General features: G+C 40.4%; 16 protein-coding genes. 7 read left to right on the forward strand and 9 right to left on the reverse strand.

The window, feature by feature from the left end:
- Positions 1-126 precede the first annotated feature (126 nt).
- The 3 genes from I8748_RS29650 (at position 127) to I8748_RS29660 (ending at position 3,486) form a co-directional block, all read left to right on the forward strand.
- Positions 127-969, forward strand: a complete 843-nt coding sequence (locus I8748_RS29650; RefSeq protein WP_198128071.1) for a methyltransferase domain-containing protein — start codon at positions 127-129, stop codon at positions 967-969.
- Positions 970-1,230: 261 nt separating this feature from the next.
- Complete coding sequence (locus tag I8748_RS29655; protein ID WP_198128072.1) at positions 1,231-2,565, forward strand: TrkH family potassium uptake protein; 1,335 nt, start codon at positions 1,231-1,233, stop codon at positions 2,563-2,565.
- Positions 2,566-2,790: 225 nt separating this feature from the next.
- Positions 2,791-3,486, forward strand: a complete 696-nt coding sequence (locus I8748_RS29660) for a potassium channel family protein (RefSeq protein WP_198128073.1) — start codon at positions 2,791-2,793, stop codon at positions 3,484-3,486.
- A 73-nt stretch (positions 3,487-3,559) separates the two neighbouring features.
- On the opposite strand, the gene hemW is transcribed toward I8748_RS29660, so the two are convergent.
- Entirely contained in the window at positions 3,560-4,753 is a 1,194-nt protein-coding gene (gene hemW / locus I8748_RS29665; protein WP_198128074.1) for a radical SAM family heme chaperone HemW, read from the reverse strand.
- Positions 4,754-5,006: 253 nt separating this feature from the next.
- On the opposite strand from hemW, the gene I8748_RS29670 reads away from it, so the two are divergent.
- Positions 5,007-6,083 (forward strand): PIN/TRAM domain-containing protein, encoded by a 1,077-nt coding sequence (locus I8748_RS29670; RefSeq protein ID WP_198128075.1) that lies wholly within the window; start codon positions 5,007-5,009, stop codon positions 6,081-6,083.
- 208 nt (positions 6,084-6,291) lie between these two features.
- Here the strand turns inward: I8748_RS29670 and I8748_RS29675 are convergent, their stop codons facing one another.
- The 7 genes from I8748_RS29675 to I8748_RS29700 all read right to left on the reverse strand — a co-directional run bounded on the left by I8748_RS29675 (position 6,292) and on the right by I8748_RS29700 (position 10,390).
- Positions 6,292-6,894, reverse strand: a complete 603-nt coding sequence (locus tag I8748_RS29675; protein ID WP_198128076.1) for a hypothetical protein — start codon at positions 6,892-6,894, stop codon at positions 6,292-6,294.
- A gap of 110 nt (positions 6,895-7,004) precedes the next feature.
- Positions 7,005-7,559 carry a methylmalonic aciduria and homocystinuria type D protein gene (locus tag I8748_RS29680; protein WP_198128077.1) on the reverse strand — a complete coding sequence of 185 codons (555 nt, stop codon included), beginning with the start codon at positions 7,557-7,559 and terminating at the stop codon, positions 7,005-7,007.
- Between the two features lie 295 nt (positions 7,560-7,854).
- A complete protein-coding gene (locus I8748_RS29685; RefSeq protein ID WP_198128078.1) occupies positions 7,855-8,061 on the reverse strand; it encodes a glycogen debranching protein in 207 nt (68 codons plus the stop codon).
- Positions 8,062-8,081: 20 nt separating this feature from the next.
- Positions 8,082-8,300, reverse strand: coding sequence for a hypothetical protein (locus I8748_RS34760; RefSeq protein ID WP_214662811.1), 219 nt, complete (start codon positions 8,298-8,300; stop codon positions 8,082-8,084).
- Between the two features lie 116 nt (positions 8,301-8,416).
- Positions 8,417-8,821 carry an ExbD/TolR family protein gene (locus I8748_RS29690; protein WP_198128079.1) on the reverse strand — a complete coding sequence of 135 codons (405 nt, stop codon included), beginning with the start codon at positions 8,819-8,821 and terminating at the stop codon, positions 8,417-8,419.
- Positions 8,805-9,458: a MotA/TolQ/ExbB proton channel family protein gene (locus I8748_RS29695; RefSeq protein ID WP_198128080.1), complete on the reverse strand. Its 654-nt coding sequence runs from the start codon at positions 9,456-9,458 to the stop codon at positions 8,805-8,807. Before I8748_RS29695 ends, I8748_RS29690 begins: the two co-directional genes overlap by 17 nt.
- 137 nt (positions 9,459-9,595) lie before the next feature.
- Positions 9,596-10,390 (reverse strand): DUF928 domain-containing protein, encoded by a 795-nt coding sequence (locus I8748_RS29700; RefSeq protein ID WP_198128081.1) that lies wholly within the window; start codon positions 10,388-10,390, stop codon positions 9,596-9,598.
- Positions 10,391-10,811: 421 nt separating this feature from the next.
- Between I8748_RS29700 and I8748_RS29705 the strand changes: the two genes are divergently transcribed.
- The 3 genes from I8748_RS29705 to I8748_RS29715 all read left to right on the forward strand — a co-directional run bounded on the left by I8748_RS29705 (position 10,812) and on the right by I8748_RS29715 (position 13,750).
- Positions 10,812-12,518, forward strand: a complete 1,707-nt coding sequence (locus I8748_RS29705) for a CHASE2 domain-containing protein (RefSeq protein ID WP_198128082.1) — start codon at positions 10,812-10,814, stop codon at positions 12,516-12,518.
- Positions 12,515-12,811 (forward strand): ArsR family transcriptional regulator, encoded by a 297-nt coding sequence (locus I8748_RS29710; RefSeq protein ID WP_198128083.1) that lies wholly within the window; start codon positions 12,515-12,517, stop codon positions 12,809-12,811. The genes I8748_RS29705 and I8748_RS29710 overlap by 4 nt, the downstream gene beginning before the upstream one ends.
- A 174-nt stretch (positions 12,812-12,985) precedes the next feature.
- Positions 12,986-13,750 (forward strand): MinD/ParA family ATP-binding protein, encoded by a 765-nt coding sequence (locus I8748_RS29715; protein ID WP_198128084.1) that lies wholly within the window; start codon positions 12,986-12,988, stop codon positions 13,748-13,750.
- A gap of 58 nt (positions 13,751-13,808) precedes the next feature.
- Here I8748_RS29715 and I8748_RS29720 read toward each other — a convergent pair whose 3' ends face one another.
- Positions 13,809-14,555 carry a class I SAM-dependent methyltransferase gene (locus I8748_RS29720; protein WP_225896587.1) on the reverse strand — a complete coding sequence of 249 codons (747 nt, stop codon included), beginning with the start codon at positions 14,553-14,555 and terminating at the stop codon, positions 13,809-13,811.
- Between the last annotated feature and the right edge of the window lie 201 nt (positions 14,556-14,756).

The following is a 14,756-nucleotide window of genomic DNA, read 5'->3' on the forward strand; positions in this document are numbered from 1 at the left end:
CCATGCCCAATGCCCCATGCCCCTAAAAAAAACATATTCGTAGGCTACCATGTATGTTTTTAATTAAATAAGGATGTTTTTGGTTCCAGAGAAGATCACCCCATCACCTTTACCACTGCTTTCCTCATGAGTGCAACACTATACCAGCAAATACAGCAGTTTTACGATGCTTCCTCCGGTTTGTGGGAGCAGATTTGGGGCGAACACATGCACCACGGCTACTACGGGGCTGATGGTAGCCAGAAAAAAGATCGCCGTCAAGCGCAAATTGATTTAATCGAAGAAATACTTAATTGGGCTGGGGTACAAACAGCGGAGAATATTCTCGATGTGGGTTGTGGCATTGGTGGCAGTTCTCTTTACTTAGCAGATAAATTTAATGCTAAGGCAACAGGGATCACTTTGAGTCCAGTGCAAGCTGCAAGAGCCGCAGAACGCGCCCAAGAGGCTGGTTTGAGTGCCAGAACTCTGTTTCAGGTGGCTAATGCTCAAGCAATGCCCTTTGCAGATAATTCTTTTGACTTGGTGTGGTCTTTGGAAAGTGGCGAACACATGCCAGATAAAACTTTGTTTATGCAAGAATGCTATCGAGTGTTAAAACCTGGTGGTACTTTGATTATGGTGACATGGTGTCATCGACCAATTGCTGAGACACCACTAACAGCAGATGAACAAAAACACTTGCAGGATATTTATCGGGTGTATTGTTTGCCTTATGTAATTTCCTTACCAGAGTATGAAGAAATTGCTCGTCAACTACCATTAAACAATATCCGCACTGCTGACTGGTCACAGGCTGTTGCCCCCTTTTGGAATGTAGTCATTGATTCTGCGTTTACTCCCCAAGCGATTTTCGGCTTATTGCAAGCTGGTTGGACTACTATTCAAGGTGCGTTATCGCTGGGGTTGATGCGTCGCGGCTATCAGCGCGGGTTAATTCGCTTTGGCTTATTGTGCGGGAATAAATAGTTATTGGGCATGGGGAGATGAGGGGGATGAGGGGGATGAGAGAGAATATTCCCAATGCCCAATGCCCCATGCCCAATGCCCCATGCCCCTAAAAAAAACATATTCGTAGGCTACCATGTATGTTTTTAATTAAATAAGGATGTTTTTGGTTCCAGAGAAGATCAGCCCCACTGCTCCTCCTGGTAAGAATTTCTCAGTTTTACCATAAGCAACCGTCAGCAGAGAGTTGTGAAATTTTTAATTTTTCATTGTTAATTGTTTATGACTGTTCCTCGCACAGTTTGCCTAGGATTTATAGCTGTCATCACCATAGGAACCATTCTGTTGATGATGCCTTTTTCTACTAGCGATGGAACTTGGAATGACCCAATTGTGGCGCTGTTCACCTCGACATCCGCAGTTTGTGTTACTGGTCTATCAGTGGTTGATCCTGGTACTTATTTTTCCTTTTGGGGTGAGTTGTTTATTATGCTGTTAGTTCAAATTGGCGGTTTGGGCTACATGACAAGCACCACCTTTCTCATTCTGCTGATTGGACGCAAATTTGATTTGCGGCAAAAAGTCGCCATTCAACAAGCTTTAGACCGACCAGGAATGCATGGCAGCGCTCAAGTTATTCGCTCAATTATTGCCACAACTTTAATTTTTGAAATCACAGGAATATTTTTACTCTTGCCTGTATTTGTCCCTGATTATGGTTGGGATAAAGGTCTGTGGTTGGCGATTTTTCATAGTGTAAATTCATGGAATAATGCAGGTTTTAGTCTATTTAAAGATAACTTGATTGGTTATCAGTCATCTTTTTTAGTAGTCTTCACTGTGACACTGTTAATTATCTTTGGAGGAATTGGTTATCAAGTAATTTTAGAAATGTATATTTGGTTGCGCGATCGCCTACTCAAACGCCAGGTATGTCTAGTATTCTCTCTAGATTTTAAAGTTGCAACTAGCACAACCTTAATACTTTTATTTTTGGGTACAATTGCATTTTTATGTATAGAGACAAGAAACCCAGAAACATTTGGCTCACTTAATTTCAAAGACCAGTTATTAGTAGCTTGGTTTCAATCTGTGACTCCTAGAACTGCTGGCTTTAACACCATTGATATCGGCAAAATGACCACTGCTGGTCTATTTATCACCATTGCCCTGATGTTTCTTGGTGCAAGTCCAGGTGGTACTGGAGGCGGCATCAAAACTACTACAGTGAGAGTTCTTACCAGTTGCACTAAAGCAATTCTCCAAGGAAAAGAAGAAGTTTTATTGTATGACCGGAAAATAGCAATAACTTTAATTTTGAAAGCCGTTGGCGTTTTAGTAGGTTCTTTCGCTACTGTAATTCTGTCTACAATTTTAATTGCTTTGACAGATCCAGAATTGGATTTTATTAAGATTTTGTTTGAAGTGGTATCAGCCTTTGCAACAGTAGGTCTTTCTACAGGTATCACAGGCACCGTTTCTACAGCAGCAAAACTGATCTTAATTGCGACAATGTATGTGGGAAGAGTAGGTGTCTTACTACTGATGGCTGCTGTACTAGGAGACCCCCGCCCTAGCAGGGTTCACTATCCTGAAGAAAATTTACTTGTTGGGTAATTGGGAATGGGGAATTGGGAATGGGGAATTGGGAATGGGGAATTGGGAATGGGGAATGGGGAATGGGGAATGGGGAATTGGTAACGAAGGGAATAACAACTGACAACTGACAACTGACAAATGACAACTGATAAAATAAAATATTAGGCAAAAAATAAAATTTTAATAATCTGGTCTAACCGTTTTTTGCCCTAAATACAGGGAGTTAACACAAGGATATTAACTGTGAATCTTTCATCGTTAGGTTTTTTTCGCAGTTTACGTAAAGATAACCACCAATTTGCTGTAATTGGGTTAGGTCGTTTTGGTAGATCTGTCTGTTCAACACTAAGTAGATTAGGTTATCAAGTGTTGGCGACAGATATTGATGAAAAACGAGTATCACAAGCATTGAATGATGAAATAGTTGGTCATGCTTTACAACTGGACTCAACTGAACCTGGTGCGCTGAAAGAAGCCGGAATTTTTGAATTTGATACGGTAATTATTGCAATTGGAAACTATATTCAAGAAAGTATCATCACCACTTTAAATGTTAAAGAGGGCGGTGTACCCCATGTGGTTGCCAAAGCCTCTAGCGAAGTTCACCAAAAGTTGTTAAAACGAGTGGGAGCAGATCATGTTGTATTTCCAGAATATGAAGCAGGTTGTGCCTTAGCACGAACACTCACTAAACCATCTATCTTAGATAGATTTGACCTTGATCCAGATAACAGTATTGTTGAGTTAATTGTACCTGATGAATTTCATGGCAAAACAGTTGCTGAACTGCAACTTCGGAACCGCTATGGTTTGAATTTACTGGCGGTGAGTCAGGATGGTAAATTTAAAATTAATCCTGAACCAAATAGGCGTTTAGAACGTGGTTCAGCGATGGTAGTTATTGGTTGCAACAAAGATATTAATCGTTTACCAATTTAGTCATTGGTCAGTAGTCAGTAGTTAGTGGTGAATTACAACTAACTCTGATAACTAACAACTAACAACTGACAAATCACCCCAAAGCACTAAATAACTCTGCTAACATGACATTAGAAAATAAAAATCCTTGGGGATCGCACAAGCGTAATCTCCCTTCTACAACTTCTACCAAACCTTGATCAAAATACGATCGCAAACACTGGTGAATTTCCTGCACCTTATCCTCACCAAACTCCCTGGCTAAGGCGGCTAAACTCACACCTTCTGCTAAACGCAACCCCAACATTAAGGTTTCTAACAAAATTTCCTCTGGTGGTGTAACTTGACAATCAATCACGCCACCATTGGCAATTAAATCTTGCACCCATTGATAATATTCCTGAGTTTTACGCGGACGAGTGAAGCGTTTCCCCTCTATATAACTCGCTGCACCCATACCAAAGCCATAATAAGGGCGATTTTCCCAATAAACCCGATTATGCTTGCACTGATGTCCTCTTTGGGCATAATTGGAAATTTCATAATGTTCAAAACCTGCACTAGTCAAAACTTGCTGCCCCATCTGGTACATTTTGACTGTGGTTTCATCCGTTGGTAAAGGACTGTCACCAGGTTTGTAGTAACGATGAAAAGCTGTGCCTGGCTCAATGATAAGATCATATATGGATATGTGAGTTGGTGCGATCGCTACGGCTTTATCTAAAGATTCTTGCCACTGATCTAAAGACTGATGCGGCAAACCTGAAATTAAGTCTAAACTAAATTCGGGAATCTCAGCTTGCTTGATTAATTCTACAGCTGCAAAAATATCGCTAACTGAGTGCGATCGCCCAGCAATTTTTAACAATTCAGCCTGAAACGCTTGTACACCAAGGCTTACCCGATTCACACCTGCGTTTCGATAGCCTGCTATATGCGCTAAATCAAATGTACCTGGGTCAATTTCCATCGAAATTTCCGCACCAGAAGCAATGCCAAAATGCTTGTCTATAGCTGTTAGTATACGTTCTAGCTGTTCTATTGATAGCAGTGAAGGAGTACCACCGCCAAAGAAAATTGTCTTGAGGGGTTGACCAAAGGCTGGTGAAATGGCAATTTCTTCACATAGCACCTCAACATAATGGGAGATAGTACCAGATGTTTCACCCCGATTGCGATCGCCCACCACAAACACAGGAAAATCACAATAAAAACATCGCCGTCTGCAAAAGGGAATGTGTATGTAAGCAGAAGTCGCAATGCTAGAAACATTAATTTTTTGACTCATTGTGATCAAGAATTAATTAATTCAAGAGAAAATTACCAATAATGCGAATTAATACTTTGTTTACAGTTTTTTATCGTTTTACTACAAAATTATGAAAAATATTAACAGAAAACACTTTGGTTATAATGTTTGCAGATATTCCCTGCTCAAAACCCTAATGTAAGCAAATATTGATTAATCTCTCTAATTGGGAAAATGAAAGATACTTGACTTGATCTATCGGGTAACACAATCGCAGGAAAACAAGACAACCATGCTTGACGCCATTATCATTATCTCATTTATCGTAGCAGCAGCGGGAATAGGGTTCTACAGCATAGAACTACTACCTTATGGCGCCCTAGAACGGGTGACAAACCTAGAAGCTTTACGCTTAGTTGTTGCAGTCTTTGCCGCCATTATCGGCGGTGCTGTCGGACTCAGCTTTCAAACCACATATCGTCGCATAGAAGCACAAGTTCGAGAACTACCCCTCGAAGTCATTTTAACTCGTGCCATTGGCTTAGTAATTGGGCTATTGCTAGCTAACTTAATGCTGGCGCCACTATTTCTGCTACCCATTCCCACAGACTTTAGCTTTATTAAGCCGCTAGTGGCAGTTGTTGGTAGCATTATACTTGCTGTCACTGGGATGAATTTGGCAGATACCCACGGTCGCGGCTTATTGCGGTTTATTAATCCCAACACCGTGGAAACAATGGTAGTGGAAGGAACACTAAAACCTGCCAATACCAAAGTTTTAGATACTAGCTGTATTATTGATGGTCGTATAGAAGCACTACTAGAAACAGGTTTTCTGGAAGGGCAAATTATCGTACCACAATTTGTTTTGCAGGAGTTGCAACAAGTCGCCGATGCCAGCAAAGACCAAAAGCGGGTACGGGGAAGGCGAGGATTAGAGATTCTCAACCGCATTCGGGAAGCTTATCCAGAACGCATTCTCATCAACCCAGTAGACTACGAAGATATTTCTACCGTAGATGCAAAATTAGTGCGTTTTGCCCAAGAAATCAGCGGTACACTATTAACCAATGACTACAACTTATCGAAAGTTGCCAGTGTTCAGAAAGTACCTGTATTGAACGTCAACGATTTGGTAAACGCCGTTCGTCCCACTTATTTACCTGGCGATAACCTTGACTTGAAAATTCTCAAAGAAGGCAAAGAACCCAGTCAGGGAATTGGCTATTTAGACGACGGCACAATGGTAGTTGTTGAGGAAGGTAGCAGCTATGTAGGTGGTGAATTGCGGGTAGTAGTCACCAGTGCTTTGCAAACCTCAGCAGGAAGAATGATTTTCGCTAAACCCCAAGCTTCAGCAATAGCGTGAGGGAAATGTCCGGGAAAATTCAATTTCAATTGTTTAATCGGTGCAGTCAACCTGCACCGATTTTATCTACTGATTTTTGCTCTCTGGTGCTGTTTACTGTCTATGCTAGCGCCTATACCAAGAGAGCTTTTTTACAACCTACCCAACTTTTAAAACAACCTCTAAATGTATCTATTAGATTTATTAAATATTGAGTAGGCTTTTTTTCTTATTCACTGTCTTTAAATCTTTGCCTGACAGCACTGCGGATATTTTTGAAGGTTTCATCCTGAATTACATCTTCAGATGTATCTGTACCATCGATATTATATTTGCCGTAGTAAACACCAATGGGAAAATAAGTTTGACCATCAAATCCTTTTTTCAAGAATAAAAGATAACGCCCTTTCTTAAAGGGCTGATAGTCATCAATAGCTCGAATATAGGGTTTTCCGTCTTCAGCCGTTAACACAGCTGCTTGTTGTCCAATTGTAATTGTTTGACCTTTAAGGAAAAAATTGCCTTTAAAAACTTGGCGAATTTCCCCCTGCACTTGAGAAATTGGTGCGCCAATAGTACCATCAGCAGCGACTTCCGGTACGGACTTGGCTTCTTCAATTGATTGATTTATTTTAGCGATAACAACCAAATCAGAGGTGCTAATCAGACCATCTAAGGTTTCTGGAGCAATGAAACTGCCACTTTGTCGATATACGGGAATACCGTTAATCTGCTCTTGAACATTATTAGATGTAGGAGGCTTAGCGATAGATACCGCCTCTATTCCCACAAAACCAATACAAAATAAAATCAACAATAGTTTAGTTTTCATTAATCTCCCCATTTGGCGCGTAGGTGGTTCTATTTTCCGTTACCTGTGCGTAAGTCCTGAAGGGTGATATGCCAAACATCATATGACAACTAACAACTAACAACTGACTATCAACTAACTTCCTTCCATCCATGCATGGGTGCTATAGATTTTGTCACCGATTCGATAATGAATGGGGGTGCTTCTGAGATCAAGATGCTGGGATAAACTGCTGTACCCCAAACAGGATGCACTAGCACACAACATTTATTTTTAATAACTGGATATTTTAGTAAAGCTTTGACAACTGCTGTATCGTTGTGGGGAATTACTCCAGGGTGGGAAAGTAAAGGATAGCCTGTGCGGGGGTCTATGAGATCTGCTAAGTAACCGCGATCGCGTAAATTAAAGGCTAGGTCACAGCCAAATCTCATAAACTTTTCTCGTAGGCGTTCTTTTTCTGTTTCTATTTCTGGGGTAGATTCCACCAATTGATATCGTGATTGTTGTAAGACAATCACAACCCACAAAAAAGGTTGCTGTTTCCAATCTGGTAATACCTGTTCGCGGTTGGCACAGATATACTCACTGGGAGGATGAATTGAAATTTGAACCGCTTGTCCCGTTTTGCCAACCAAATTAATAGGACAGCCTTGCTCCGAAATGTAAACTTGAGGATAGTTCACTAGAGTAATTCGGTTTTTGCAAGTTGTTAATTTATTCCTTGGGATCGATGATAACTCTTAATACTTCATAAAAATCATTAAATTTACCTCACAAGTAAGATTTTTTTAGCTGTTTTAAATAAAATTTATAACTTTAACCTGATTTTTATAGTTTATTAACCTTGAAAGTTAAGAGTGCTGAGTTAGGAGTTTGGAGTTGGGAGTTAACAGTTAGGAGTTAGGAGTTGGGAGTTAAAAGTTAAATTATTTACCCATGCCCCATTCCCAATTCCCCATGCCCCATTCCCAATTCCCATTAATCAAGTTTTAAAGCATTAACTGGAACTTCATCCCAAGAATCGACTATCCGTAGTCGTGCTATCCAACCTGTTGATTTTTGTGTCTCAGTCAAATTTTTCTCAAAGGATTCATGACAATCTTTGGCTTGAGACTCATCACAACAAGCAATACAGGCATAAATCATGCCAGAAGGATCTATCTGCTCATTTACCCAAATGGTCATGGACTATCCTCTAAAAATAATCATGGTGCTTTTAAAATACTATTAAAAATGGCAAAGTAGGTAGGCACAAATAAAGCTAAAAGGTAAAGGTTGTCATTTGTCATTTGTGAGCCACTGCGGTCTTGGGGTCTCACGCCACATGCGCGGCTGTCGGCAGAGCGCGATAGCGCACTGGCTCCCCAAGTGAACCACGTGGCGTCATTGGTGAGGGTTCCAAGTAAATTGACATCTTGTAACATAGTTTTGCCTTCGGGTGAATCCTTCTCCAAAGGAGAAGGGGGTTCCCCCCCGTTGAAGGAAGTGGCGTGGAAACCCCCTGTACCTGCGCCTCCCTCACCAATTACCTATTCTTTAGTTATGGTTTTTGGGTAGCGATCGCTAATTTTGCTCCCTGCACCTGACGCACCTGATCCATTACTGCCACTACTTTACCGTGAGATACAGTTTCATCAGCATTAATAATTACTAATGATTCAGGGTTACTACCAACTAAAGCCTTGACTCGCTGTGTCAAATTCTCAACTGCAATTGCTTCCCGGTTAACGCTGACTTCTCCTTGTTTATTTACCGTAATGGTAATTTTAGCGGGAACTTGCTGTTGTTTTGCCGTTGCTGCCTTTGGTAAATTTACTGGTAAACCTTCTGAACGCGTTAAAAATAACGTTGACATGATAAAAAATGTCAATATTGCAAATATCACGTCAATCATCGGCACGATGTTAATCTGTGCTGGTAAATCTGGTTCATCTTGTAGACGCATAAGTTTTTTCTCCTCTTTCATAGCGACGGCGGTAGATTAATTCAAGTTGTCCGCCATATTCCTGAATCTGTGCTATTTGACGCTGATATAATCCCCGAAAGGCATTGGCAAAGAAAAGTATAAATATAGCAACTATCAATCCTGATGCTGTTGATACTAAAGCTTCACTAATCCCAGAGGTTACGCCTGCTGTTTTCGTACCTCCCACATCACCGAGATTGAGAGAAGCAAATGAGGCTATCAATCCTAAAACTGTGCCGAGAAGACCTAAAAGGGGTGCAAGACTGATGATTGTATCGAAAATGTTTTGAAAGCGTTTGAGTATTGGTATCTCAGCTTGCGCTTCGCTTTCTAATGCCAAACGAAATTCCTCTGGTGTGGGTTCCTCCAATTCTAAAGCGGCAAGAAAAATACGTGCCATTGGTAAATCTGCATTTTGCTGAAGTTTATCCATTGCACTGACGACATTATCATGTCGGTAGAGATTTAACACTTCTCGCACTACACGGTTTTGACGTTTGTTAAGCTTCAGCCAAAACCTGACACGTTCAATGATCAATGCTACACCCAACACCGAAAACCCCAATAGCGGCCACATGACCACGCCACCAGCTGCAAACAGATTACTAATTGCCATCTACTCTTTTTCTCTCAATTAGACATTGCACACCTAGATTATCAGATTACTTACTGAAAATATTTATCTTTTGTTTACCGAATAATTGCCTTAAATCCAGTTTCCATAACATAAGTACGGCGATTTTGATGTTCAACTTATTGAGAAGCTGTAGCAGTACTCAGTTGAATTATAGGTTGGTTAGCGATCGCATCTAGACCGACAGATTTGAACAAGTCTACCCAATCACGAAGCAAGGTGAGGTCACTAGGATTTGTGGCACGTAAATCAGCGAGAGTTTTTAAGGTATCATTCCAATAACCGTTGTCTGCGTAAATAAACACACGTTGTCTATTTGTCGCTGTTTGCAACTGTTGAGTTACCGTTGCAGTTGGTTGCACTCGTTGTATCCAACCGCTAGTAACTGGATCACCGCTGCGATCGCCTCCGGTAGGATCGCAAAGTAGGGAAAAGCGCCAACTGTATTTCTGACCAACCTTTAACCCAGGAAAATCGGCTGGTAGAGTATAACTCATAATGCCTTTATTAGCATTTAAAGGCACTGTTTTCTCTAGGAGTATTTCGTCTCCTGTTTCATTTTGCAGGAGAAATGCTGCTTGTGTTGCCGAAGTTTGAGGTACACTGACAAAAAATGTCGGGCGATCGCTTAATGTTAATTGCACTGGAAGGTCAGTAGATGCCATTGTCACAGGTTTAGCCGGTACCACTGCACTGATTTCTTGAGGACTGCATTCCCCACGCGCTGCACCAGATTCTAAATTGCGGGAACCCCGAATATTAGGTACTTTGAATCTTAGTAAAGAACGGCGACGCGGTACAAATCTTTGGGCAATTGTATTTGCAGGAATGGCTGTTGCTGCTACAGTGGTGAGCAAAAAATCTGTGGATAAAGTTAAGCCTAGTGTCAGCAAAAGTAAAGTTTTTTTAAGCATATTTTGTCAGAGGCAGAAGGCAGAAGGCAGAAAGCAGAAGGCAGGAGGTAGAAACTCTCGATATCTGAATTTTGAGTTATAGATTTTCTACCTCAGTTAAAAGCAAACTGTTGTAATTATGTTCACCTACTTAGCAAAAGTCAGTCTGCACAGATGTAAATTATTTTTATTACAAAAAATATCATGTTTGAACAGTATATTTTTGAGCTAATGACTAGCTCATTTTTAGGAAAGTTCCTATTTTTGTATAAAATCATTAAAGATTCAATAGTAATATCAATTTAATTAAAGTTTACGACACATAGTAGGGGCGTACAGCTGTACGCCCCTACTAAAAACATTTTTTACCAAATTAGTGAAAAAATCAGGATCAATGTTATAACTTTACCTAATCTACAGGGAGTTTTGAGGGAATACACTCATGGTAGGTGATAGTTCAAAACCTCACAATTTACTTTCATCATTGTTGAGTGTAGGCAGTACTGTAATTGTTACTAGCTTAGCGATTACAGGGATAATCATGGGATTGCGGACGTTAGGTAGCTTGGAAGGACTGGAGTTAGCTGCTTTCGATCAGCTAATTAGAATGCGTCCTGATGAAGGCCCAGACAACCGCTTTTTAATAGTTGGCATCAATGACGTAGACATTCAAACACGCAAAGAGTACCCGATTCAAGATGGTACATTAGCCAAGGTTTTGGCGAAACTAGAGGAACATGAACCGCGTGTAATTGGTGTAGATATTTTAAGAGATGTGCCGCAAGGTGCAGCAGCAGGTCGTGCAGAGTTGGTTAAGCGGTTGTCTCAGGGCGATCGCATTGTAGCAGCTTGTGTGGTAAGTAAAGCCGATTCTCCTGGGATTGCCGCTGCACCAGGCATTCCAGAAGACCGTGTGGGAGTTGCCGACTTTCCTGTAGATGCTGGTGGAATTGTTAGACAAGGTATGGTGATTACCATTCCTCAAGCCTCGAAACTGCCAGCAGCCAATCAACATATCTGCAATTACGCCAATGCAGAAAATCAACTGCCATCCTTGAGTTTTCAAATGGCAGTGCGTTACTTAGAAGCAAAGGGAATTGAAGCGAAACTGACAAAATCTGGCGAAATACAATTTAATTCCACTGTTATTAAACGTTTATCACCTAATGCCAGCGGTTATCGCAACGCCAATACCGGAGATTACCAAATACTACTGAATTATCGTTCTGCCAAAAACGTCGCCAAGCAAGTATCAATCAGCGACATACTTGCAGATAAAGTTGATCCAGCTTTAATTAAAGACAAGATTGTGATGATTGGTTACACAGCACCCATTGTCAAAGATGATTTTTACACACCGTATAGTGGGGCAGCCCAAGACAGTCAAAAAATGCCTGGAGTGGCGGTTCATGTACAAAATGCCAGTCAGATATTGAGTGCAGTTTTGGATCAGCGATCGCTATTTTGGTATTGGGATCAGTGGCAAGAAAATGTGTGGATCTTCGCTTGGTCTTTGGTAGGAGGATTCTTAGCCTGGCGGATTCGCAAACCTTGGCTGTTAATTTTAGGTACTGGGGTTGCGATCGCTGGCTTATTTGGCAGTGCCTATATAATATTTCTCCAAGCTGGTTGGATACCCTTAATACCGCCAGCATTGGGACTATTAATAACTGCTGTTGGTGTAGTGTTGATAGATAGATATGCTGCGACAATTGTCAAGACTGTGAAAGGTTTCTTAAAAATCAATATTGAAATTGACGAAGCCAAAAAGGATGCAGAAGTAGCTGCGATCGCAGAAAGTGATTATTTTTTGGAATTGCAGCAAAAAGCCAAAGATTTGCGGAATAGAGACAACAAAGAAGTTTCGCCAACAGCAACCACACCTATTGTCACCGACAACTTAGAATCAAATAATCTGAGTCTCCAAGAAGTAATTGACATTCCAAAAACTTCTCAACCAATCGCAGAAATAGATTACTTGCAACAGGTGCGTGATAGACGTAATCAACTCAATTTACAACAAAATAATACTGATACCAACAACTTAGAAACAAGCCAGACACAAACAACAGTTGAAGATCAAGAAGAAATAGAATATTTGCAGCAATTACAACGCCGAGGTAAAAAGCTAAGAGAAACTGAAAAATGAATAACCAAGACTTTGAACAATCATCAGCACAAGAAAGTATTGCAGACCTGATAAATTTACCTGATGAACAGCGACAAATTGTAACTTTCATCATTCGTCAACAAAAAGCCACTTTAGCAGAAATTGCAGTTCATACAAATCTGCCAGAAGGAGTTATACAACAGCACCTAAATAACCTAATAAATCAAACATTTATTCAGGAAATAATTGAAACTGACACTATTTACTATCAACCTAAATTGCCTAGTAAAAATAAAAATCAACTTAATCAAAACATTTGGAACAAACTTTAAAACCTCAAAATGTATACTCTCTGCGTCACGGACACTTTCCTCAACGGGGAGGAACCCCCGCACGGAAGTGTCCTCCTCTGTGCCTCTACGTGAAATAAAAATTCATGATCATTTAAAAACAAACAAGTAATATCAACTGACAACTGACAACTGACAACTGACACAATACTAATTATGTCAAAAATTGTATCAATTCATTCATTTCGGGGTGGTACAGGCAAATCGAATTCAACTGCTAACCTAGCCGCAATAGTTGCTCGTCATGGGTATCGCGTCGGTATTATTGACACTGACATACAATCACCAGGTATTCACGTCCTTTTTGGTTTTGATGAGCAGAAAATGAAATACTCCCTCAATGATTATCTATGGGGACGCTGTAATATAGAAGACACTGCCTATGATGTTAGTTCAATTTTAGGTAAAACCAAACAAGCAAATAGCCATATTTACTTAATTCCTTCCAGTATTAAAGCTAAAGATATTACCAAAGTGTTGCGGGAAGGCTTTGATTTTAATTTGCTCAATGATGGCTTTCAAGAACTACTTAATACACTAAAGTTAGACTACTTATTTATAGATACACATCCAGGATTAAACGAAGAAACTTTACTTTCAATTGTCATTTCTGATATTTTGGTACTTATACTGCGTCCCGATCGCCAAGATTTTCAAGGTACTGCCGTTACAGTTGAAGTAGCCCGTAAATTGGAAGTCCCAAAAATGTTACTGTTAATTAACAAAGCATTACCAGCGCTAGATTTTGATGCTTTGCGCCAACAGGTAGAAAAGACTTATAACGCACCTGTAGCTGGTATTTTGCCAGTAGCAGAAGAATTAATGCAATTAGCAAGCAGCGATGTTTTCTGCTTGCGTCACCCAGAACACCCCTTTAGTAAAGTGATGGAAAAAGTTGCTCAAATGATTATGCAAAAATAAAGGGAATTGGGAATTGGGAATTGGGAATTGGGAAAAAATTTCTCCCTCATTTTATCAACTATTTAATGCATTCAATACCAATTAAAGGCGGATAGTTAAGGAAATCTTGCCAAAACTCTTGACTCTCTTCCTTTAGCGCATCTGGAGAAAGAAGTGGTTTTTGCCACCGCACTTGTTTAAATCCGGCAGTTTGAAATGCCCATTCATAAGTATCTCGGCTCAAGTAATAATTATCGAAGCTGAATTCTTCACCATCAACAACAAATGTGAATTTGATAGGTGTACCTTCTGCAAGCGGTTCAGAAATGCTTTTAATAAATCCATATTTTTCTGTTGCCAGAAAAGAATCTGGGGATTGTTCATTATTATCATTAACAGTAACAAAACGCCCGCCTGGTTTGAGGTTGGCGTATATGCTTTGACACATCAAAAGCAATTGTTCTTTGGTTTGGGTATAATTTAGTAGATATGCAGCCACTACCAAATCAAAGCTACCAATCACACCCAGTTCTTGTACATCAGCAATGATATATTTAATTCCTTGTGGTTTTAAGGCTTCTTGTTGTCTTGCTAGTTCGATCATTTTTTCGGAATTGTCCACTCCAACTACAGATGCAGCACCCTGGAGTTGGAATTGTCTAGTATAAAATCCTTCACCGCAAGCCAGATCCAAGAGTGATTTGCCTGCGATATCACCTAGCAGATGAAAAAATGTATATGCCTCTACATGGAGTCGAAAAGGCAATTCTTTAGATTTTTTATACTGCTTAGCTATAGTGTCATAATCAGTTGTCATTTTCGTCATAAGTGCCTAATTCCTATCTTTGTGCGGGCAGTCCGTTCAAGTCGGCAAAGCCTTTCGGCAGTTCCTCCTGGGGGAAACCCCCAAGATCGGACTGCCGACGCTCCTGCGTCGCTAACGCTGCGCTAACACCACACGGCTGCCCTTGTCTTAGTGCCTTTTGTGGTTTAAAATTTTTTACCACTAAGACACCAAGACACAAAG

This window comes from Amazonocrinis nigriterrae CENA67 (assembly GCF_016056305.1).
GTDB classification, from domain to species: Bacteria; Cyanobacteriota; Cyanobacteriia; order Cyanobacteriales; family Nostocaceae; genus Amazonocrinis; species Amazonocrinis nigriterrae.